This is a genomic window from Aeromonas rivuli, from assembly GCF_000820045.1.
Classification (GTDB): Bacteria; Pseudomonadota; Gammaproteobacteria; order Enterobacterales; family Aeromonadaceae; genus Aeromonas; species Aeromonas rivuli.
Window position 1 is genome coordinate 276781 of the sequence record NZ_CDBJ01000027.1, and the last position, 20302, is coordinate 297082.

Consider the following 20302-nt stretch of genomic DNA (forward strand, 5'->3'; position numbering starts at 1 on the left):
ACAAACAGGGCAGCCTGAAGAATGAATGACATCACTGCCGTAGCGGGACAATTGGCCAGACTCAGAGAGTCCCTTCAGCGCAAACAGTTTGAACTCGACGAGACAGTGCTCTGCTCCCAGGCCGAGCGCAGCCGCAGCATTCAGTTTATCGCCAAACTGATGCAAGCCTGCCGCGGCCACGATCGCGAACTCGACAGCAAGCTCGCCAAGCTCAAACAGAAGCTGGATGGCCAGCCCTCCCTGACCCATCTGGATCAGGATCTCGCCGCCATCGAGAAGCTGCTGCAGCAGCACAGCACGGCGCTTGAGGAGTCGATCAGCCTGACCGCGGGCGCCATCGAGCTCGGCTCCAGGCAGCTCAAATCCCTCAAGGGCTTTCCGGAAGAGACCCGAAAGTCCCTCAAGGCATTCCTGGCCACCCCCAATGGTTATGGCCTCAGCGATCATCAGCGCCGGGTCACTCAATTGCTGGAGTTCTATCAGCAGGCCATCAAGATCCAGCTGTTACCCGCAAACCTCCCCTCCGACACCGCGGGCCAGGGTCTGGCATCCGCAAGCAAGGAGACTGGCGAGGCGTCCGCCTGCCTGGATGGCAAGGTCTATAGCCGTATCGCCGATGAACTGCAGCGCCTCATTACCGAGCTCGATTTTGCCGGTGCCGTGGGTGAGAGCCTGGCGGAAATTCGCCGTCAGCTATTGATGGGAATGGATCCCACTCTGCTGGCTGAATCCTGCCTGCAGGTGATCCAGCTCATCATCGAGGGCACCCGCGAGGAGCGTAAAAGCTCCCGGGCCTTCCTGACGGCCCTCAATGAGAGCCTCTCCTCGGTCCATTTCAACTTCACCGAGTCGCTGGATGAGGGGCGGGCCTTGCAGCAGGCGAGCCAGACCAGCCGCGTGGCCCTGGATAACGAAGTCCAGGCCATCGATGACACCCTCACTCGCCACCACTCCTCCGAGGCGCTCAAGGAGGCCATCAGCGAGCACATGGCCACCATCGGCTTGCTGCTGCGGGAGCGGGAGAGCATGACGGCCCGGGAACTGCATCTCATCACCCGCCTCTCCACCATGGAGGCCAAATTGCGGCTGATGAAGGAGGAGACGGCGGAGTACAAGAAGCGGCTCACCATCCAGAAGCACAAGCTGTTCCTCGACAGCCTGACCCAGGTCCATAATCGGGCGGCGCTGGATGAGCGGCTCGAGCTCGAATACAAACGCTGGCTGCGCTACCGCACCCCCCTGTGCCTGGCCATCATCGACATCGATCACTTCAAGAACATCAACGACAACTATGGCCATATGGCCGGCGACAAGGCGTTGAAGGTGGTTGCCAAGGCATTGCAAAAATCCCTGCGCGATACCGACTTCATCGCCCGTTTCGGCGGTGAGGAGTTCGTGGTGCTGCTGCCCAACGTCAACCCGGACAAGTTCGAGACACCCCTCGAAAATCTGCGCAAGGCGATCAAGAGCATTCCGTTCCGGTTTCGCGATGCCAGGGTCGAGATCACCATCTCCATCGGTGCCACCCTGTTCAAGGAGGGGGATCAACCCTCGGATGCCTTCGAGCGGGCCGACAAGGCGCTGTACGGTTCCAAGAATGGCGGCAGGGACAGGGTCAATACCGACCTCGGATAATCCCGGTACTGCCAGCGCCGGGCAGCGCTGGCGGTGGCACGGTTCGTGATACATCGGCCCTGCCTTGCCTAGTCAAAGGGCCACACCAGCCCGATGAAACGCTCAAAAAAGCAACAGTCGCACAGCCCCCTATTCCCCTCCCCCTCAAGTTGGCTCTACTATCAGGCGAGAGGGATGCCCAAAGGCATCCCCTCTATCCCCAGGGAAAGAGAGAACGATAACAATTGAGCGAGAAGGGGAAGATCATGATCACACACATCAATCCCGTGGGCAGCATGGACCTGCTGTCCCAGCTTGAGGTCGACAGACTCAAGCAAACGGCCTCCAGCGATATCTATCAACTCTATCGCAACTGCTCGCTGGCGGTCCTGAACTCGGGTAGCCACACCGACAGCTCCAAAGAGATACTGGAGCGTTTCAAATCATTCGATATTCACGTGATCCGGCGCGAGCGCGGGGTCAAGCTCGAGCTGTTCAACGCCCCCGAGCACGCCTTCGTCGATGGCGAAATCATCCGCGGCATCCAGGAGCATCTCTTCTCCGTGCTGCGCGATATTCTTTACGTTTCCAACCAGATCGATGCCAACCGCCTGGTCGACCTGACCAGTCCGAGCCACATCTCCAATCTGGTGTTCTCCATGCTGCGCAACGCCAAGGCGATCCATCCGGGGGCGGATCCCAACCTGGTCGTGTGCTGGGGCGGTCACTCCATCAACGAGACTGAATACCAGTACACCCGTGAGGTGGGCAGCGAACTCGGCCTGCGTGAACTCAACATCTGTACCGGCTGCGGCCCTGGCGCCATGGAGGGTCCGATGAAGGGGGCCGCCGTGGGCCACGCCAAGCAGCGGGTTCGTAATGGCCGCTATATCGGCCTGACCGAGCCCTCCATCATCGCCGCCGAGCCCCCCAACCCTATCGTCAACGAGCTGGTGATACTGCCGGACATAGAAAAACGGCTCGAGGCCTTCGTGCGTCTGGGCCACGGCATCATCATCTTCCCGGGTGGGGTCGGCACCGCCGAGGAGCTGCTCTACCTGCTCGGCATCATGATGCACCCGGCCAACGAGCGCCAACCCATCCCCATCATACTGACGGGCCCCAGGGAGAGTGCCGACTACTTCCGCGCCATCGATGACTTCATCAAGGCGACCCTGGGCGAACCTGCGACCAGCCTCTATCGCATCGTGGTGGGAGATGCCCCCGAGGTGGCCCGCGCCATGAAGGAGGCCATGCCGCGGATCCGTGAATACCGCAAGTCCGTGGGGGACGCTTACTCCTTCAACTGGTCCCTCAAGATAGAGCCCGAGTTCCAGCTGCCATTCGAGCCCAATCACGCCAACATGGCCGCCCTGGACTTGCATCGCAACCAGGCTCCGCAGCAGCTCGCTGCGCACCTGCGCCGTGCCTTCTCCGGCATAGTGGCGGGCAACGTCAAGGAAGCGGGGCTGCAGGCCATCGAACAACATGGCCCCTTCAAGCTGCACGGGGACAAGGAGCTGATGCAGCGCATGGATACCCTGCTGGAGAGCTTCGTCAAACAGCAGCGCATGAAGCTGCCGGGTAGCCAGTACATTCCCTGCTACGAGATTGTGCGTTGATCGCCCGCACATCGATGCAGACAAGATGAAGGGAGGGGCGCAATGGCGCCCCTCCCTTGTTACAATGGCCATCCGAGCGCATCAGCGCCTTGTCACCACCGCCGGGCCCCGAGGATCTGGCCATTCGAGAAAGCACACCGCTATGCCGCCCAAATCCCATCTGCTGATCATCGATGCACTCAACCTCATCCGCCGCCTCCATGCGGTGCAGGCCCAGCAATCCCTGAGCCCGGAGCAGGCTCTGATCGCCACCCGGGCCAATCTCATCAACACCAGCCGCAAACTGCTGGCGGCCAGTGAGCCGACCCACGTCATCGCCGTATTTGATAGTGAGCTCGATGGTGAGGTGCCAGGCTGGCGCAAGGCGCGCTACCCCGCCTACAAGGAGGGACGCAACCCCATGCCTCCTGAACTCAGGGCCGGGCTCGCCAGCTTGCAGGATGCCTTCTGGGAGTGCGGCATCGACGCCCTGCTCTCCGAAACCGATGAGGCCGATGACCTGATAGGGACCCTGGCCTGCGGCATCGCCCGCCATGGTCACAACGCCACCATCATCTCCACCGACAAGGGGTTCTGCCAGCTCATCTGCCCGCAGATCCAGATCCGTGACTACTTCAACAAGCGCTGGCTGGATGCCGCTTTCGTCCAGCAGCAGTACGGCGTTGCGCCGACGCAGCTGGTGGATTTCTGGGCATTGACCGGTGTCGGCGGCTCCAACATCAAGGGGGTAGCGGGCATTGGCCCCAAGGGCGCGACGCTGTTGTTGCAGCAATATGGCAGCCTGGCCCAGATGCTCGAGGTGGCCCCCGAGGATGCAGGCAAGCCCCTGCAGAAGGTGTTGGCCCAGGCCGAAGAGGCCAGACTCGCCCAGACCCTGGTTCGCCTGCGCCTCGATATCCCGCTGGGCTTCAATCTGCAGGAGATCCGCTATTGCGCCCGCTGAGTGCAAATAGCCACAAGCATGATCGGGCTCACCTTCGCTGTTGATGAAAACCGGTAAAATGTAAAGAAACATGGTGGTTTTTGGGTGAAAATGATATAAAAACCGCCGAATCCTCCCCCTCCTCGTTCCCTAGAAGTGGATTAGTTTCATGTCAAAAACCAAGATCACCGTCATCCCGGGCGACGGCATAGGCCCCAGCATCATTGAATCCGCCATCCAGATCCTGACCCATGCAGGCTGTGACTTCGAATATGAGTACGCCGATGCGGGCCTGGTGGCCCTCGAGAAGCACGGTGAATTGCTGCCCCAATCCACCCTCGATCTGATTGAAAAGAACAAGATAAGCCTCAAGGGGCCACTCACCACACCGGTCGGCGGCGGCTTCACCTCCATCAACGTCTCCCTGCGCAAGAAGTTTCACCTCTACGCCAATGTCCGCCCCGTCATCTCCTTCAAGGGCACCAAGAGTCGCTACGAGAACATCGACATCATCACGGTGCGGGAGAATACCGAAGGCATGTATTCGGGGGCTGGCCAGAAGCGCAGCGAAGATAACCGCAGTGCCGAGGCGATGAGCATCATCACCCGCGATGGCGCCGAGCGAATCGTCACCTTCGCCTATGAGCTGGCACGCAAAGAGAGCCGCAAGAAGGTCACCATCGTCCACAAGGCGAACATCCTCAAATCCACCTCCGGCCTCTTCCTGGAAGTGGCACGGGAAATTGCCGCTCGCTACCCGGATATCCAGAGCGAGGAGATGATCGTCGATGCCGCCTGCATGAATCTGGTGATGTACCCGGAGCGCTTCGATGTCATGGTCACCACCAACCTGTTTGGCGACATCCTCTCGGACTTGTGCGCAGGCCTGGTCGGCGGACTGGGCATGGCCCCAGGCGCCAACATTGGCGATGGCGCGGCCATCTTCGAGGCGGTGCATGGTTCGGCCCCCGACATCGCGGGCAAGAACATTGCCAACCCCACCTCGGTGATCCTGGCCTCCATCCAGATGCTGGAGTACTTAGGTATGCAGGACAAGGCTGAGCAGATCCGCGAAGCGGTGCGCAGCACCATCGAAGCGGGAGAATGTGTGACCCGGGATCTGGGCGGCACGGCCTCCACCGATGAGTTCACCCAGGCCATCATCGCCCGGCTGTAAACCCCTCAACTGATTGATTTAAAAAGGGAGCTTCGGCTCCCTCTATTTTCTCCGGCGCGCCGCTTTCCCCCTGTTCCATTGGCAACTATGTTCAATAGACCAAGGATAAGGAGATCCGACATGCGCGCTATGCTGATGCTGCTACTCATAAGCAGCGGGGTAATGGCCATCGACAGACCCGTCGCACAACGAGCCTGGAAAGAGGCACCCGAACAGACCCCTACCCAGACCTGGCAATCCAGCCTGGATACCAATGACCTGCTGAAAGCCCCCAAACCGCTGTCGTTCGGGGTAGATATCAGTACGGACAACCTCGGCAACAAGACCATCACCCCCTATCAAAAACTCAACCTGACGCCGGAGAAGAGTGTCAGCCTCGCCTTCGAGAACTTCCGGCCCAGGGTCAAGTTCAAGGCTGGTGGCATGAACACCGCCGTCAAATTGCGCGGGGATGGGGTCAAGATGCAATTCAACCCGACCGACAAGAAGATACCGCTGCAAGTCGAGATCAAGCTCACCGATGATGAGTCCTCCCTGCGTTTCGACTACAAGTTCTGAGCTCCGTCTTGCACAAACTTGCAGCCTAAACAGAGCGTATCGGGAAAAGAAAAAGACCGGCCAGAGCCGGTCTTTTTGCATCCATCCTCATCGGATGTGAGCCGTCAGATCTTCTCTTCCAGCTTGGAGACCCAGTACTTGTTGTACACATGCACAGTGATCTCTTCACGGTCGTGATAGAGCTGTTTGGCCTGGATGACGAAGGCGCTATCGATCTTCTTGAGCAGCTCGCGCAATACCTCGATATTGTGCACCGCCTCGGCGTAGCGCTTCTTCATCGGCAGCTTGAGGTTGAACATGGCCTCCTGGCAATCTCCATCCTTGAACCAGTCGGCGATCATGTGAGTCACTCGCGCCGGTTTCTCGACCATGTCGCACACCAGCCAGTAGATGTTCTTCTTGCTGGGCCGCCAGACGAAACCATCATCGCGCAGGTGCTTGACCTGGCCCGTCTCCATCAAGGCAGGCGCCATGGTGCCGTTGTCCACCGCGGTCACCATCATGCCACGACGCACCAGCTGATAGGTCCAGCCACCGGGGCAGGCGCCCAAGTCCACCGCCTTCATGCCGGAGGTGAGGCGTCGGCTCCACTCTTCCTTGGGCACGAACACATAGAAGGCCTCTTCCAGCTTGAGGCTGGAGCGGCTCGGTGCATCGGCCGGGCAGCGCAGACGCGGTATGCCCATGTGGAATTCGGAGTTGTTGAACGAATAGGAGTAACCGAGCAGCAGGTGATCGTTGGCCATGAAGAAGGCGTGGAACACGGGGCGGTTGCCGGTCTCCTTCTTGGTCAGTCGCTCGTTGTTGCGCAGGGCCTGGCGCAGCGGCACGGTGAACTTGCGGCAGAAAGCCGACAGCTCTTTGGCTTCGTTGGTATCCGCAGTTTCGACCCGCAGATCGCCACAGATGGTGTAGTCGCTGGTCGCTTCTATGATGGGCGAGATCCGATCCGCCACATCCAGATCCTTCAACTCGTGGGTCACCACCAGCATCTGACGGATAAAGATGAGCTCACGGAACGGCAGCTTGCGCGCCAGCAGATCGGCCTGCTCCTCGTCATACAACTCATATATCACATAACCGCTGTCGTCCTTGACCCGGGCGAAGCCGTAGCATTGCATGTTACTGGCACGCTCGGTGATCTCTGCCGCCGCCTCTTTCTCAAAACCGGGGCGGCAATAAAGCAGCAGATTATTCATTTTTTCCTCCAAGACGACAGCCCACCCAGATAAGGGCGGTCCATCCCAACATAAAACAGAGGCCACCGGCCGGAGTCACTAACCCCAGCCCCTTGCTGCCAAGCAGCACCATGGCGTAAATACTGCCGGAGAATCCCAGGATCCCCAGCGTGAATGCAACGCCCGCCACAGTGATAGCGCGGCGGCGCGGTGCGCACCAACCCAGCATCAGCAGGGCCAGGGCGTGAAAGAACTGATACTCGACGGCGCTATGATAAGCCGCCAGTCGCTCCGGGCTTATCCCGGTGGCGCCTAAACCGTGGGCACCATAGGCCCCCAGCATAGTGGCCGTGAGGCCAAAGAGGCCCGCGAGCACCAACCAGACAGGGTTAGTTCTCATCATTAACTCCTTGCAATGCAGCACCAAGGGCAGCCTCTTGAGCCTGCGCCTCGATGAAGCACTTTATATGGGCCGCCGCCTGAGCCAGGTTCTCCGGCTCGGTACGGCCACTGGCCTTGCGCGGCTTGAAGCTGTGGTCACCATCTTGCAACCACTGCACATCGACGCAGGCGGAGAAGGGGAAATCCGCCAATTCCAAACGGCTGCCGAAGCTGTCGCGCTCCCCTTGCAGCAGCAGAGTTGGCGTCTTTATCTGCTTGAGTATCTCTCCACGCCAGGCGTCCGGCTTGGCGGGAGGGTGGAAAGGATACCCGAGAACGAACAATCCTGCAGCATTGACGTCATCGGCTATCTCGGCCGCCATCCGCCCGCCCATGGATTTACCGGCGATAAAGAGCCGGGGATGAGCAAATTCGGCCACCATGGCACGCCAATGGGCCAGCAAGACCGGTTGTCTGTCCGGTGGCCTGCGCTTGCCATCCTGGGCCCGCTTGCTCATATAGGGAAAATTGAAGCGGATCACCTCAAGCTCAGATCCTGCCAGCAGGGTCGAGAGCCGGGTCAGGAAGTCGTGGTCCATGCCTGCACCGGCGCCATGGGCCAGCAACAGCCGGGTGGGAGCCTGGACACTGCCTGCCCGGATCACATCATAAACAGGATCAGGCATCGGCGAGCCGCGCCCGGCGACGGGCCTCCTCCTGCTCCACCAGCTCCAGCATCCAGTCACGGAAGGCGACGATCTTGCCCTGATCCGCTTGCTGCTCCTGGCACACCAGGTAGAAGGCATTCTTGCTGACCAGTACCTGCTCGAACGGACAGATGAGGCGGCCTGCCTCTATCTCGGGCTGGGCCAACACGCTGTGACCGAGCGCCACCCCCTGACCGTGAATGGCGGCCTGGATCACCATGGTGGAGTGGCTGAAAATCGGTCCCTGATTGACGTTGGGGGCATCGATATCGAGCTGGCGGAACCAGGCCTTCCAGTCGCGGCGGGACGTATCGTGCAGCAGGGTATGGCGAGTCAGATCATCAGGGGTGCGCAGCGGCTTGGGACCGGTCAGCAACAGCGGTGAGCAGACCGGGATCAGGTATTCGGTATGCAACTTGTCACAGCGCAATCCCGGCCAGTTGCCACGGCCGTAATAGATGGCCACATCCACGTCGTCGGTGAGGGCCCCCTCGTCCATGTCCACCGCCTTGATGCGCACGTCTATGTCGGGATGACGCTCGCTGAAGCGCACCAGACGCGGTACCAGCCACTGAATGGCGAAACTCGGTTGCAGGCTGACGGTGAGGGCCCCCTTGGCGCTGCGAGCCAGCAGCTTGTCGGTGGCCTCGGAGATGGAGGCGAAGATGTCCTTGATGTCGAGAAAGTAACTCTGCCCCTCCTCGGTCAGCAGCAAGGAGCGATTCTTGCGCCGGAACAGCTTGATCCCCAGGTACTCCTCCAGCGCCTTGATCTGGTGACTGATGGCAGCCTGAGTGACGAACAGCTCTTCGGCTGCCCGGGTAAAACTTAAATGGCGCGCCGCCGCTTCGAAAGCCTTGAGCGCATTGAGCGGGGGTAAACGACGAGACATGACACCAGCCAACGATGAGTTTTTCTAATGGACCGCATTATAATTTGTCGGTTGCGGGCCGACCAGTGAATAAACATAATTCGCTCCGCAATCCGTTGTCATATGGCTCACTTTTTCTGCCCCATGTGGTTTACATGTGCCTTATGAGCCGACGATCCGATTGTGGTGTTGTGTTTCTTCCTCTGCGGGAAGAGGGTTTATGCCGTGAGGTGTTGACCCAGTCTGTCATCTGAATGTGTTTGGCGCCTCCTATTGGATGGCGCCTTTTTTATGGCTGCAACAAGGGGTTGGCCCGCAGCGCGCCACGGGCCCCATCATCATACTTTGAACTGACCCACCAACTGCTGCTGCTGATCGGCCAGGGATGCCAGGGAGCGGCTATTTTCGGCGGCGGTTGCCGCCTGTTCACGAATGCGATGGCTCACGTCGCGAATATTGCTGACGTTGCGATTGATCTCGTCAGCCACCGTGCTCTGCTCCCCCGCCGCCCGGGCTATCTGCTCATTCATCTGGTGTATGGTACCCACCGCATAGATGATCTGCTCGAGCACCCGCACCGAGGAGTCCACCTTGTCCAGGGTCAGGCTCGCCTGATCATGGCCGCTCATGATCCCCTTGACCACCGCCTGAGTGCCCGATTGCAACTGATGGATCAGGGTCTGGATCTCGACGATGGCATTCTGGGTGCGACCGGCCAGGTTGCGTACCTCATCCGCCACCACGGCAAAGCCACGACCCTGCTCCCCTGCCCGCGCCGCCTCTATGGCGGCATTGAGCGCCAGCAGATTGGTCTGCTCGGCAATGCTCTGGATCACCGTCAGTATGTCGTTGATGTTCTCGCTGTTGGCTGACAGGCGCTCCACCTCAGGCTTGGCCTCACTGATGACAGTCATCAGCCTGGCCATGGCGACCTGGGTATCGGCCACCACAAACTTGCCCTCCTGGGCCGCACTGTCCGCTTCATCGGCCGCCGCAACCGCCGCCTTGGCATGGCCCGAGACCTGCAGCGCAGTGGCGCTGAGCTCCTCGAACGCGGTCGCCACCAGATCCACTTCCTGATACTGGGCCTGCATCCCCTCGCTGGTACTGTCAGCCACCACGGCGGCCTGAGTGGCGCTGGCCCGAGTGCCGCCGACTGTGGTGATGATGTCGCCCATGGTGAGCTGCAACTTGTTGAGGAAGCGGTTGAAGCCATCGGCCAGTTCGCCAATCTCGTCGCTGCGCTGGATGTCGATACGCTGAGTGAGATCCCCCTCCCCGGAGGCGATGTCATTGAGACGAGCCACCACGGCGCGAATAGGCGCCACTATGTGATGGGCCATCCACCAGATAAACAGCAGGGCCGCCAGGGTGATCAGGCTGCCGACCCCAAGTTGGGACCAGATGCTGCGTGTTGCCTGGCTCGTCAGCTCGCGTTGCAGCTCGCTGGCCGACGCCAGCACCACAGCCCGTGGCAAATCGATATAGATGCCCCAGCGCTGATCGCTGCCCCGCATGGTCACCGGCATGAAGCTCTGCAGGCTGCTGCCATCCTGGCTCCACTGAGTGAGCGGCTGGCCCGCACTGAGCCAGCCGGTGAGCATGGTCATCAGCCCCTGAAACTGTGCACCGGGGGCCTTGCCGGGGATGATGTCAAAACCGGCAGCACCGGCGACCCGCCCGCCATGGCTGAGCAGCAGTATCCGCCCCTGGCCCTGGTAGAGGGTCTGATCCATCTCGACCACCAGCGCTTGCAGCTTGGCCAAGGAGATATCCATGCCCACCATGCCGAGCAGCTTGCCCTCTTCGAGCAGCGGCGTGGTGACCGAGGTCATCAACACCTCCTCGCTGCCCACCTCGTCGAGATAGGGCTCGAGCAGACAGAGGGCCTTGTCACGCAGGCTGCAGCGATACCACTCATTCTTGGGGGTGCCAGACTCATCGGGACTGGCATCATTCAGGGTGGCTTCGTTCATCACCTCCAGACTCACCTTATCCCCTACGTGGGCCCAATAGCTGGAGAAGCGCCCCTTGTCATTGGAGCCAAGATCCGTGGAGCCCTGGTAGTTGGCATCCTCACCATCGAGCTGATCGGGCTCAAAAATGGCATAGGCACCCAGCAGGTTCGGAGAGTGCATGACCGCATTGTGCAGTTGCTGGTTGACGGCCCCGCGCAGCGCCTCGGAGTGGATGAAGTTGTCGCTGGCATTCTGGCGCTGGAACAGCAGGCTCTGGGCCAGCAGGGTGGCCCGGAAATAGGCTTCATCCAGATAGCTGGTGATCCGGGCCGACTGCTCCGAGCCCATGGCCTGCATCCAGCGGGTCGCGGCCAGTTCGGCCTCCGCCGTGGTGGAGGTCATCACCTCGCTTTGCATGCGGGACGCGTTGTAGAGAGAGGAGACCACTAGCGTGGCGGCACAGAGCAGCAGGGAGCAACCCGCAATCAGGGTAATACGCCCCTGTACTGAGAGAGAAAACATGCGAAACATCCTTTTAATGCAGTCGTCTACAGGTTATCGGTGACAATAACAAAAACTTAACCTCAACGGTCGAGATCCAGACTAAGTTGATTCACTTCCCCCTCCTTTGGCAGGCCCACCACCAAGCCAAGGAGTCGTATGGGTTTTCCTTCCGCTCGCACCAACCCCTCATGGAGCAGATCATGGAACAGAGGGGCCGAATAGCCTCCATGACTGCGGTAGACGGTGGTCTGCTGGAAATCGGCAAACTTGAGCTTGATCCCCTGCCCCATGATCTGATCCCGCGGACAGCGCTGGCCAAAGCGCAGCTCCAGCTCGGGGATGAGCCGGGTCAGCACGGCCCAGCAAGCCGCCTCGTCATAGACATCGGCATCCAGGGTGGTTTCCACCCCTATGCTCTTGCGCACCCGGCTCGCCTGAACCGGGCTGTCGTCGCGTCCCCAGATGCGATCGGCCAGCATCACACCCAACTTGCCAAATCGCCCCTTGAGCTCCTCTTCTGGCAGTTGACGCGCATCTTCGCACAGATAGAGCCCCTGTAGTTCGAGCCGCTCCGCCGTCTTGCGCCCTATCCCCGGGATCTTGCCAAGGGGCAACAGGCGCACGAAGTCGTCCACCTCCTGGGGGGCGATCACGAAGAGACCATCGGGTTTGCGCCGCTCGCACGCCAGCTTGGCCAGGAACTTGTTGGGCGCTACCCCGGCCGAGGCGGTCAGCCCCAGCTCACTCTGGATGGCGGCGCGGATCTGCTCGGCCATCAGGGTGGCACTGCCGCCGCAATGGGGGCTGTCGGTGACATCCAGATAGGCTTCATCCAGAGAGAGCGGTTCAACCAGCTCGGTGTAGCGGGCAAAGATGGCCTGGATCCGGGTCGAGGTCTCCTTGTAGAGCGCCATCCGCCCCGGCAGCAGCACCAGCGGGGGACAGAGCTTGCGCGCCAGGGCGGTCGGCATGGCGGAGCGCACCCCGAAGCGGCGTGCCACATAGTTGCAGGTGGAGATGACCCCGCGCCTGTCCGCCGCACCGCCGATGGCCAGCGGCACCTCACGCAGGGCCGGGTTCTCGCGCATCTCGACGGCGGCGAAGAAGCAATCCATATCGATGTGAATGATCTTGCGCATAACACTGTACAAATAAACAGTTAATGCCAACATCTTACCCCAGAGCCGGGACCTAGACTAGATAGGTGTCATTCGGCATCTTTCGGCCACTATTTCGACTAGTCTACAAGACTCGATAGATGACATATCAGGGGGCAATATGGAGAGAGGATGGGGATATCGGGGGCTGATCCTGGGGCTGCTGCTCTGGCCTATGCTGGGGAGTGCCAAACAGCATCCCACCGCCGAGTGCCGCTGGCTGCACGACAGGATAGCCACGCTCAAGCAGGTCATCGCCAAGGGCGACACCCTGGGCACTCACGAGGAACTTGCCCGCTGGCAGCAGGAGTACAGCGAGAAACAGTGCCGCCAATACGACTACTAGCAATGCCAGGGCGGTCTGCCTGGCCAGACTCAAGATAGAAAAGGCCATCCGAAGATGGCCTTTTGCAATCAGATGATCCTGTGCTCTTCGAGCATCTTGCGGCGGGCCTCTTCCTTGGCCATCTTCTTCTTGCGATTGTCACAGGGATCAGGGCAGTCGCACGCCTTCTCGATACCCACAGTGCCCAAACCACCACAGGATCCCGAGATGCTCTTCTTCTGGAAGATGTAACCGATGGCCATGCCGGCCACCACCAACAGAAACACCGCGAAGGTGATCAGAAAAATCTGCATATTGATTCCTTACTTAGCATCACGGGTCAGGAATGGTTCGAAAGCGGGAGAGTAACGCTCCTCAAACCCTTCATCCGTCTTGGTCACCATGAAGATGGCCACGCCTTTTTCGGTCGCATAGGCCATCCCCTTCTCGGGCCCCATCACCGTCAACGCTGTGGCCAGCCCATCCGCCGTCATGCAGGAGGGGTGCACCACTGTCACCGAGACCAGTCGATGATGAATGGGTTTGCCGGTGGCGGGATCGATGGTGTGGGAGAAACGCTGCCCATCCAGTTCGTAATAGTTACGATAATCCCCCGAGGTGGCAACCCCGTTGTCACCGACCTGGATCACTTCCTGCACCGAGCCCAGATTGACGGTTGGCTTCTCGATGGCGACGCGCCAGGGGTGACCCTTGCCGTTGACGCCATTGATGCGCAGCTCGCCGCCGATCTCGACCAGATAATTGCGCGACCCCTTGGCTTCCAGATACTCGGCGACCTTGTCGACCCCAAAGCCTTTGGCGATGGAGGAGAGATCCACATAGAGATCCGGAATGTCCTTCTGCAGGGTATCGGCATCGGCCGAGGTGATCACGTGCAGATTGCCCAACCCCGTCTTCTGGCGAGTCTGGCTGATCAGCTCATCGGATGGCACCTTGGTCGGCTTTGCATCCGGGCCAAAGCCCCACAGATTGACCAGAGGGCCCACCGTCACATCCAGGGCGCCGCGGGTCTCGCGGCCCAGATGCAGGGACTCGGTCACCACACGGGCGGTATCGCGAGAGACCACAACCGGCGTCGCGTTACGGGCCTGATTGAACCGGGACAGTTCCGACTCCGGCCTGTAGGTGGACATCTGATCGTTCACCAGCTCGAGCAGCTGGTCGATATCGGCCTGGAACTTGGCTTTGTCCAAAATGGCGTCATCGGCCACCTTGATGGAGTAATAGGTCCCCATGGTGCTGCCGGTGATCTGCATCTCCGGATGAGTTTTGACATTCTCCTGGCCACACCCTGCCAAGAAAAAGGCTAGCCCGAAGGCTAGCCAGGTCTTTACAACACTGCGCATGGATTAACCACCAAAGTCATCCAGGAGGATGTTTTCGTCTTCAACGCCGAGGTTCTTCAGCATGTTGATGACGGCCGCGTTCATGACGGGAGGTCCACACATGTAGAACTCGCAATCTTCCGGCGCCTCGTGGTGCTTGAGATAGTTCTCGAACAAGACGTTGTGGATGAAGCCGGTGTAGCCATCCCAGTTGTCTTCCGGTTGCGGATCAGACAGGGCGACGTGCCACTGGAAGTTGTCGTTCTCGGCGGCCAGCATGTCGAAGTCTTCGACATAGAACATCTCACGCTTGGAGCGAGCACCGTACCAGAAGGTCATCTTGCGATTGGTCTTCAGGCGACGCAGCTGGTCGAAGATGTGGGAGCGCATCGGCGCCATGCCGGCACCACCGCCGACAAACACCATTTCGGCGTCGGTATCTTTGGCAAAGAACTCACCAAACGGACCCGAGATAGTCACCTTGTCGCCAGCCTTGAGGCTGAAGATATAGGAGGACATCTGGCCAGGAGGTGCAGTCCAGTTGCTCGGTGGCGGGGTCGCGATCCGCACGTTCAGCATGATGATGCCGAACTCTTCCGGATAGTTCGCCATGGAGTAAGCACGAATGATCGGCTCCTTCACCACAGACTCCAGCTCGAAGATCTTGAAGCGATCCCAGTCACCACGATACTCCTCGGGAATATCGAAGCTGTTGTACTTGACGTGGTGGGCCGGCGCTTCGATCTGGATATAACCACCGGCGCGGAACGGCACGCTCTCGCCATCGGGGATCTGCAGCTTGAGCTCCTTGATGAAGGTGGCCTTGTTATCGTTGGAGATAACAGTACAGTCCCACTTCTTCACCCCGAAGATCTCTTCAGGCAGCTCGATCTCCATGTCGGAACGCACGGTGACCTGACAGGCCAGGCGCTCCCCATGACGGGCTTCACCCTTGCTGATGTGATCCAGTTCGGTCGGCAGTATGTCACCGCCGCCCGCCTTGACTCGCACCTTGCACTGACCACAGGAGCCGCCGCCGCCGCAGGCGGAGGAGACGAAGATGCCGCTACCGGCCAGCACGCTGAGCAGCTTGCCACCGGCCGGGCTGGTCACGCCCTTGGCCGGATCGCCATTGATGCTGATTGTCACGTCACCCGCGGTCACCAGCTTGGACTTGGCGAACAGAATGACTGCCACCAAGGCCAGCAGGATCACGGTAAACATGACCACACCCAGAATAATTTCCATTTATGATTCCTTTTCCGATTACAAGGAAATACCAGAGAAGGACATAAAGCCCAGCGCCATCAGACCCGCGGTGATGAAGGTGATGCCCAGACCACGCAGGCCTTCCGGAACATCGGAGTACTTCATCTTCTCGCGGATCCCCGCCATCGCAACGATGGCCAGCATCCAACCGGCACCCGAGCCCACGCCATAGACCACAGACTCCGCGAAGTTGTAGTCACGCTGCACCATGAAGGAGACGCCGCCGAAGATGGCGCAGTTCACGGTGATCAGTGGCAGGAAGATACCCAGGGCGTTGTAGAGCGCAGGGAAATACTTGTCCAGGGCCATCTCCAGGATCTGCACCAGGGCCGCAATCACACCGATGAAGGTGATGAAGCTCAGGAAGCTTAAGTCCAGACCGGGGGCCAGGGCACCGTCTTTCAACACGAAGTTGTAGATCAGGTTGTTAGCCGGTACGGCGATGGTTTGCACCACCACCACGGCAATACCCAGACCCATGGCGGTCTTGACCTTCTTGGACACCGCCAGGAAGGTACACATCCCCAGGAAGAAGGAGAGGGCCAAGTTTTCGATGAAAATCGAACGAACCAACAGACTCAGATAATGTTCCATACCTTAATCCTTCGCCTCCACCTGCTTGGGATCCTTGGTGCGTACGCCCCAGATGATCAGACCAATGATGAAGAATGCACTCGGCGGCAGCAGCAGCAGACCGTTGGGCACATACCAGCCACCGTTGTTGACCAGCGGCAGCAGCTCGATGCCGAACCAGGTGCCTGACCCTAAGATCTCGCGCACGGTCGCCACGGTCAGCAGCACGGCGCCATAACCCAGACCGTTACCGATACCGTCCAGGAAGGAGGGCAGCGGGGCGCTCTTCATGGCAAAGGCTTCGGCACGACCCATCACGATACAGTTGGTGATGATGAGACCCACGAATACCGACAGTTGCTTGGAGATGTCATAGGCATACGCCTTGAGCACCTGGTCAACCACGATAACCAGGGACGCGATGATCGCCATCTGGGCGATGATGCGCACACTGTTCGGGATCTGGTTACGGATCAGGGAGATGAACAGGTTAGAGAAGGCGGTGACCGCCATGACCGCCAGGGTCATGACGAACGCCGTCTTCATCTGGCTGGTAACGGCCAGGGCGGAACAGACACCCAACACCTGCAAGGCGATGGGGTTGTTGCCGAGCACTGGCGTCAACAGCAACTTCTTCATTGCGGTATTGTCAGCCATTGTTGAGTTCTCCTGCGCGGATCTTGGCAAGGAAAGGACCGAAGCCCTGGGGGCCCATCCAGAAATCGAACGAGTGCTGGACACCGTTGCTGGTCAGGGTAGCGCCGGAGAGACCATCGATCTCATGCTCGGAACCCGCCGGAGCATGACCCTTGATCACCCGCAGCGCAGGCTGACCATCTTGACCGAACAGCTTCTTGCCGACGAACAGCTCACGCCAGGCCGGGTTCTCGATCTCGCCACCCAGACCCGGGGTTTCGCCCTGGTCATAGTAGGTGATGCCCTTGATGGTCTGGCCATCAGCGGCAACGGCGACGAAGGCATACATGGTAGACCAGAGGCCCTGACCATAGATCGGCAATATGATGTTATCGACCTTGCCTTCGCTGTCTTTGGCGAAGAAGACCGGCATCAATTTGGAGATCTGACGGATCCCGGCCTTGTCATCGGAAGGTGCCAGACGAACATTCTCGGCCGGATTCTTGGCAGCCAGCTTGAAATCGAAGCCATCAGCATCGCCATCGACGAACTGACCGGTAGAGAGATCTACCAGACGGGCTTCGATCTTGTCGCCATAGAGCTTGCCGAGTTCATTCTTGGCGATGCTGGTCACATCAATGCCAGCAACGGCAAGGATGTTGCTCTGTTTGTCCAGAGCCTTGTTCAGCTGCTGAGCCGGACGCAGGCCCACGGCGGCCACAGAGACCACGATGGAGCAGACCAGGCACAGACCCGCCACTATGCTGACGGTGCCGACGGTTGAGTCTTTATTAAACGCCACGACTGATCCTCCGCTTGATGTTCGCCTGTGCCACGAAATGGTCAAACAGCGGGGCAAACAGGTTCGCAAACAGAATGGCCAACATCATGCCTTCCGGGAAGGCGGGGTTCACAACACGGATCAGCACCACCATGAGACCGATCAGGATGCCGTACCACCATTTACCTTTGTTGGTAAAGGAAGCAGACACGGGATCGGTTGCCATGAAGGCCATCCCGAAGGCAAAGCCACCCAGTACCAGATGCCAATGCCACGGCATGTTGAACATGGGGTTGGTATCGGAACCTATGACGTTGAACAGCAGGGAGGTCGCTATCATACCGATCATGACACCGGCGATGATGCGCCAGGATGCGATCCGCATGTAGACGATCATGGCCGCGCCGATGAGGATCATCAGGGTGGAGACTTCACCGATGGAACCCGGCAGGTTGCCCAGGAAGGCATCCATCCAGCTGATTGCCTGACCGGTGGCGCCATTGATCAGCGACATCTGGCCACCTTGAGCCCACTGGCTCAGGGCGGTCGCACCGGAGTAGCCATCGACGGCAACCCAGACGGCGTCGCCAGAGATCTGGCTCGGGTAGGCGAAGAACAGGAACGCACGACCCGCCAGGGCAGGGTTCAGGAAGTTCTTGCCGGTACCACCGAACACTTCCTTGGCCATGACCACACCGAAGGTGATGCCGAGGGCAGCTTGCCACAGGGGCAGCTCAGGCGGCACGATCAGTGCAAACAGGATGGAGGTCACGAAGAAGCCTTCGTTGATCTCGTGCTTGCGGATCATGGCGAACAGCACTTCCCAGAAACCACCGACGATGAAGACGGTGATATAGATGGGGAAGAAGTGGGCCGCACCGATCAGCATCTTGCTGCCGATACCGGCCACTGCCGGATCCAGAGAAGCACCCAACAGGGTAGCCAGACCATACTGCCAGGAGACGGCACCGGCGGCGGAGCCGAGGTGCGCGATGGCGGCGATCGCCTGGTTGCCTATGTTGAACATGCCCCAGAACATGGCCGGGAACACGGCCAGCCATACCATGATCATCATGCGCTTCAGATCGAGGGCATCGCGAACGTGGGCGGCGTTACGGGTTACAGAACCCGGTGTGTAGAAAATGGTGAAAGCCGCTTCGTACAGGGCGTAGTACTTCTCATACTTGCCGCCCGGCTCGAAGTGGTGTTCCATATTTTCAAGAAATTGCTTGAAACTCATCGCTTAACCTTCCAGTTCGATCTTGGTCAGGCACTCACGCAAGATGGGGCCGTACTCTGTCTTGCCAGGGCAGACAAAGGTACAGAGCGCCAGATCTTCCTCATCCAACTCCAGGCAACCCAGGGCTTGCGCACTGTCGGTATCGCCAGAGATCAGATCCCGCAGCAGCAGGGTCGGCAGGATGTCCAGCGGCATGATGCGCTCGTAGCTGCCAATCGGCACCATGGAACGATCACTCCCGTTGGTCGTGGTGGTGAAATTGAGCAGCTTGCCCTTCACCAGGTGAGACAGGGTGGTGCGGGTGATGGAGAATTTGTCGGCACTGGGTTTGATCCAGCCCAAAAACTCCTTCTCGCGCCCCTCGGCCAGTACACTGACCTGATTGTGGTAACGACCCAGATAGTCATGTACCTCATCGGTCTTGGCACCACTTAGCAGGGAACCGGAGATGACACGGTTTTCATCGCCGCGCAGCTCATTGTGAGTCAGCTGGCTGATGCAGGCGCCCATACGGGTGCGCAGCAGACGCGGCTTGACCACATTGGGGCCGGCCAGGGCGATCACCTTGTCGGTACAGATCTGGCCCGTGGTGAACAGCTTGCCCAATGCGATCACATCCTGATAGTTGATGTGCCACTGGATCTTGTTGCTGCCAACCGGATCGATGAAGTGAATATGGGTACCCGGCAGACCAGCGGGGTGAGGGCCGGTGAAGACCTCTTCCTGGACTTGCGCTGCGGAAGACTGCGGCAGACTGCCTTCGCCCTTGCACACATACACCTTGCCATCCGTCAGACGGCTGAGCACGGTCAGACCGTCGATAAAGGCCTGGGATTGCTCCTTGATGATGAGTTCAGCGCTGGCAGCCAGCGGGTTGGAGTCCATGGCTGTCACGAAGATAGCGCGGGGCTCGGAACCGACGGCAGGCACCTTGCTGAAGGGGCGGGTGCGCAGTGCCGTCCATTGACCTGACTCGACCAGGATCTCTTGCACCTTGCTGCGCGCAAGCTGTGTCAGCTCGGCGGACGCAAACTGCTCAAAGGTCACCTGTTCGTCAGCGCCATCGAGTTCGATGACCACGGATTGCAGAATGCGTTTGGCACCACGGTTGATCTCTGAAACTACGCCGGTGGCGGGAGCCGTGAATTTAACGCCAGGGTTCTTCTTATCTTCGAAGAGCACCTGACCTTTAATGACGCGATCCCCTACTTTGACAAACATAGTAGGTCGCATCCCCACGAACTCTTCGCCCAGTGTAGCAACACGGGTGATGGCCGGGCCATCGTAGATTACTTGCTCTGGCGCACCCAGCACGGGGATGTCCAGTCCTCTTTTAATTGTAATCATACTCACTTGCACTACCGTTACGGGAGAGAGAATGGTTAGCGCCGAGAAATACATCACGACGGGTTGTTGAACACACTCGGCACATGGCTGGATGGATACAAATAAACAACAAATCAGCAACATACGGGGTGTTTCA

At 59.3% G+C, this 20302-nt stretch carries 20 protein-coding genes; 6 read left to right on the forward strand and 14 right to left on the reverse strand.

The window, feature by feature from the left end:
• Window positions 1-21: 21 nt before the first annotated feature.
• From BN1130_RS05500 to BN1130_RS05520, 5 genes are all read left to right on the forward strand, one after another.
• The gene (locus tag BN1130_RS05500; protein WP_042040778.1) at window positions 22-1635 is read left to right on the forward strand and encodes a GGDEF domain-containing protein; all 1614 of its coding nucleotides are present in this window, start codon (window positions 22-24) and stop codon (window positions 1633-1635) included.
• Between the two features lie 245 nt (window positions 1636-1880).
• Window positions 1881-3236: a nucleotide 5'-monophosphate nucleosidase PpnN gene (ppnN, locus tag BN1130_RS05505; RefSeq protein ID WP_042041003.1), complete on the forward strand. Its 1356-nt coding sequence runs from the start codon at window positions 1881-1883 to the stop codon at window positions 3234-3236.
• Window positions 3237-3378: 142 nt separating this feature from the next.
• Entirely contained in the window at window positions 3379-4179 is an 801-nt protein-coding gene (xni, locus tag BN1130_RS05510) for a flap endonuclease Xni (protein WP_042040779.1), read from the forward strand.
• A 148-nt stretch (window positions 4180-4327) separates the two neighbouring features.
• A complete protein-coding gene (locus BN1130_RS05515; protein WP_042040780.1) occupies window positions 4328-5335 on the forward strand; it encodes an isocitrate dehydrogenase in 1008 nt (335 codons plus the stop codon).
• Window positions 5336-5455: 120 nt separating this feature from the next.
• Window positions 5456-5893, forward strand: a complete 438-nt coding sequence (locus BN1130_RS05520; RefSeq protein ID WP_042040781.1) for a hypothetical protein — start codon at window positions 5456-5458, stop codon at window positions 5891-5893.
• A gap of 104 nt (window positions 5894-5997) precedes the next feature.
• Here BN1130_RS05520 and rlmM read toward each other — a convergent pair whose 3' ends face one another.
• The 6 genes from rlmM to dinB all read right to left on the reverse strand — a co-directional run bounded on the left by rlmM (window position 5998) and on the right by dinB (window position 12631).
• Complete coding sequence (rlmM, locus tag BN1130_RS05525) at window positions 5998-7092, reverse strand: 23S rRNA (cytidine(2498)-2'-O)-methyltransferase RlmM (RefSeq protein WP_042040782.1); 1095 nt, start codon at window positions 7090-7092, stop codon at window positions 5998-6000.
• Window positions 7085-7471 carry a DUF423 domain-containing protein gene (locus tag BN1130_RS05530; RefSeq protein ID WP_042040783.1) on the reverse strand — a complete coding sequence of 129 codons (387 nt, stop codon included), beginning with the start codon at window positions 7469-7471 and terminating at the stop codon, window positions 7085-7087. The genes rlmM and BN1130_RS05530 overlap by 8 nt, the downstream gene beginning before the upstream one ends.
• Window positions 7461-8138 carry an alpha/beta family hydrolase gene (locus BN1130_RS05535; protein WP_042040784.1) on the reverse strand — a complete coding sequence of 226 codons (678 nt, stop codon included), beginning with the start codon at window positions 8136-8138 and terminating at the stop codon, window positions 7461-7463. Before BN1130_RS05535 ends, BN1130_RS05530 begins: the two co-directional genes overlap by 11 nt.
• Window positions 8131-9051 (reverse strand): transcriptional regulator GcvA, encoded by a 921-nt coding sequence (locus BN1130_RS05540; RefSeq protein ID WP_042040785.1) that lies wholly within the window; start codon window positions 9049-9051, stop codon window positions 8131-8133. The genes BN1130_RS05535 and BN1130_RS05540 overlap by 8 nt, the downstream gene beginning before the upstream one ends.
• A gap of 317 nt (window positions 9052-9368) precedes the next feature.
• Window positions 9369-11510 (reverse strand): methyl-accepting chemotaxis protein, encoded by a 2142-nt coding sequence (locus BN1130_RS05545; RefSeq protein ID WP_042040786.1) that lies wholly within the window; start codon window positions 11508-11510, stop codon window positions 9369-9371.
• 62 nt (window positions 11511-11572) lie between these two features.
• Complete coding sequence (gene dinB / locus BN1130_RS05550) at window positions 11573-12631, reverse strand: DNA polymerase IV (protein ID WP_042040787.1); 1059 nt, start codon at window positions 12629-12631, stop codon at window positions 11573-11575.
• Between the two features lie 139 nt (window positions 12632-12770).
• On the opposite strand from dinB, the gene BN1130_RS05555 reads away from it, so the two are divergent.
• Window positions 12771-12995, forward strand: coding sequence for a hypothetical protein (locus BN1130_RS05555; RefSeq protein WP_042040788.1), 225 nt, complete (start codon window positions 12771-12773; stop codon window positions 12993-12995).
• A gap of 68 nt (window positions 12996-13063) precedes the next feature.
• On the opposite strand, the gene nqrM is transcribed toward BN1130_RS05555, so the two are convergent.
• From nqrM to BN1130_RS22145, 8 genes are read right to left on the reverse strand one after another with little or no spacing between them, the layout of a single operon-like run.
• Complete coding sequence (gene nqrM, locus BN1130_RS05560) at window positions 13064-13288, reverse strand: (Na+)-NQR maturation NqrM (RefSeq protein ID WP_042040789.1); 225 nt, start codon at window positions 13286-13288, stop codon at window positions 13064-13066.
• Between the two features lie 9 nt (window positions 13289-13297).
• Window positions 13298-14341 (reverse strand): FAD:protein FMN transferase, encoded by a 1044-nt coding sequence (locus BN1130_RS05565; RefSeq protein WP_042040790.1) that lies wholly within the window; start codon window positions 14339-14341, stop codon window positions 13298-13300.
• 3 nt (window positions 14342-14344) lie between these two features.
• Complete coding sequence (gene nqrF, locus BN1130_RS05570) at window positions 14345-15568, reverse strand: NADH:ubiquinone reductase (Na(+)-transporting) subunit F (RefSeq protein ID WP_042040791.1); 1224 nt, start codon at window positions 15566-15568, stop codon at window positions 14345-14347.
• Window positions 15569-15586: 18 nt separating this feature from the next.
• The gene (nqrE, locus tag BN1130_RS05575) at window positions 15587-16183 is read right to left on the reverse strand and encodes an NADH:ubiquinone reductase (Na(+)-transporting) subunit E (protein ID WP_042040792.1); all 597 of its coding nucleotides are present in this window, start codon (window positions 16181-16183) and stop codon (window positions 15587-15589) included.
• Between the two features lie 3 nt (window positions 16184-16186).
• On the reverse strand, window positions 16187-16819 hold the full coding sequence (locus BN1130_RS05580; RefSeq protein WP_042040793.1) for an NADH:ubiquinone reductase (Na(+)-transporting) subunit D: 633 nt from the start codon (window positions 16817-16819) through the stop codon (window positions 16187-16189).
• On the reverse strand, window positions 16812-17600 hold the full coding sequence (locus tag BN1130_RS05585) for a Na(+)-translocating NADH-quinone reductase subunit C (RefSeq protein WP_042040794.1): 789 nt from the start codon (window positions 17598-17600) through the stop codon (window positions 16812-16814). The genes BN1130_RS05580 and BN1130_RS05585 overlap by 8 nt, the downstream gene beginning before the upstream one ends.
• The gene (locus BN1130_RS22140) at window positions 17590-18819 is read right to left on the reverse strand and encodes an NADH:ubiquinone reductase (Na(+)-transporting) subunit B (RefSeq protein WP_042040795.1); all 1230 of its coding nucleotides are present in this window, start codon (window positions 18817-18819) and stop codon (window positions 17590-17592) included. Before BN1130_RS22140 ends, BN1130_RS05585 begins: the two co-directional genes overlap by 11 nt.
• A gap of 3 nt (window positions 18820-18822) precedes the next feature.
• A complete protein-coding gene (locus tag BN1130_RS22145; RefSeq protein WP_042040796.1) occupies window positions 18823-20166 on the reverse strand; it encodes a Na(+)-translocating NADH-quinone reductase subunit A in 1344 nt (447 codons plus the stop codon).
• Window positions 20167-20302 lie beyond the last annotated feature (136 nt).

Coding starts and splice junctions, on each gene's coding strand:
- BN1130_RS05540 (WP_042040785.1), bottom strand. CDS start 9,051: ATGTCTCGTCGTTTACCCCCGCTCAATGCGCTCAAGGCTTTCGAAGCG.
- BN1130_RS05565 (WP_042040790.1), bottom strand. CDS start 14,341: ATGCGCAGTGTTGTAAAGACCTGGCTAGCCTTCGGGCTAGCCTTTTTC.
- dinB (WP_042040787.1), bottom strand. CDS start 12,631: ATGCGCAAGATCATTCACATCGATATGGATTGCTTCTTCGCCGCCGTC.
- BN1130_RS05535 (WP_042040784.1), bottom strand. CDS start 8,138: ATGCCTGATCCTGTTTATGATGTGATCCGGGCAGGCAGTGTCCAGGCT.
- rlmM (WP_042040782.1), bottom strand. CDS start 7,092: ATGAATAATCTGCTGCTTTATTGCCGCCCCGGTTTTGAGAAAGAGGCG.
- nqrM (WP_042040789.1), bottom strand. CDS start 13,288: ATGCAGATTTTTCTGATCACCTTCGCGGTGTTTCTGTTGGTGGTGGCC.
- BN1130_RS05520 (WP_042040781.1), top strand. CDS start 5,456: ATGCGCGCTATGCTGATGCTGCTACTCATAAGCAGCGGGGTAATGGCC.
- BN1130_RS05530 (WP_042040783.1), bottom strand. CDS start 7,471: ATGAGAACTAACCCTGTCTGGTTGGTGCTCGCGGGCCTCTTTGGCCTC.
- BN1130_RS05500 (WP_042040778.1), top strand. CDS start 22: ATGAATGACATCACTGCCGTAGCGGGACAATTGGCCAGACTCAGAGAG.
- nqrE (WP_042040792.1), bottom strand. CDS start 16,183: ATGGAACATTATCTGAGTCTGTTGGTTCGTTCGATTTTCATCGAAAAC.
- BN1130_RS05555 (WP_042040788.1), top strand. CDS start 12,771: ATGGAGAGAGGATGGGGATATCGGGGGCTGATCCTGGGGCTGCTGCTC.
- nqrF (WP_042040791.1), bottom strand. CDS start 15,568: ATGGAAATTATTCTGGGTGTGGTCATGTTTACCGTGATCCTGCTGGCC.
- BN1130_RS22140 (WP_042040795.1), bottom strand. CDS start 18,819: ATGAGTTTCAAGCAATTTCTTGAAAATATGGAACACCACTTCGAGCCG.
- ppnN (WP_042041003.1), top strand. CDS start 1,881: ATGATCACACACATCAATCCCGTGGGCAGCATGGACCTGCTGTCCCAG.
- xni (WP_042040779.1), top strand. CDS start 3,379: ATGCCGCCCAAATCCCATCTGCTGATCATCGATGCACTCAACCTCATC.
- BN1130_RS05515 (WP_042040780.1), top strand. CDS start 4,328: ATGTCAAAAACCAAGATCACCGTCATCCCGGGCGACGGCATAGGCCCC.
- BN1130_RS05580 (WP_042040793.1), bottom strand. CDS start 16,819: ATGGCTGACAATACCGCAATGAAGAAGTTGCTGTTGACGCCAGTGCTC.
- BN1130_RS22145 (WP_042040796.1), bottom strand. CDS start 20,166: ATGATTACAATTAAAAGAGGACTGGACATCCCCGTGCTGGGTGCGCCA.
- BN1130_RS05545 (WP_042040786.1), bottom strand. CDS start 11,510: ATGTTTTCTCTCTCAGTACAGGGGCGTATTACCCTGATTGCGGGTTGC.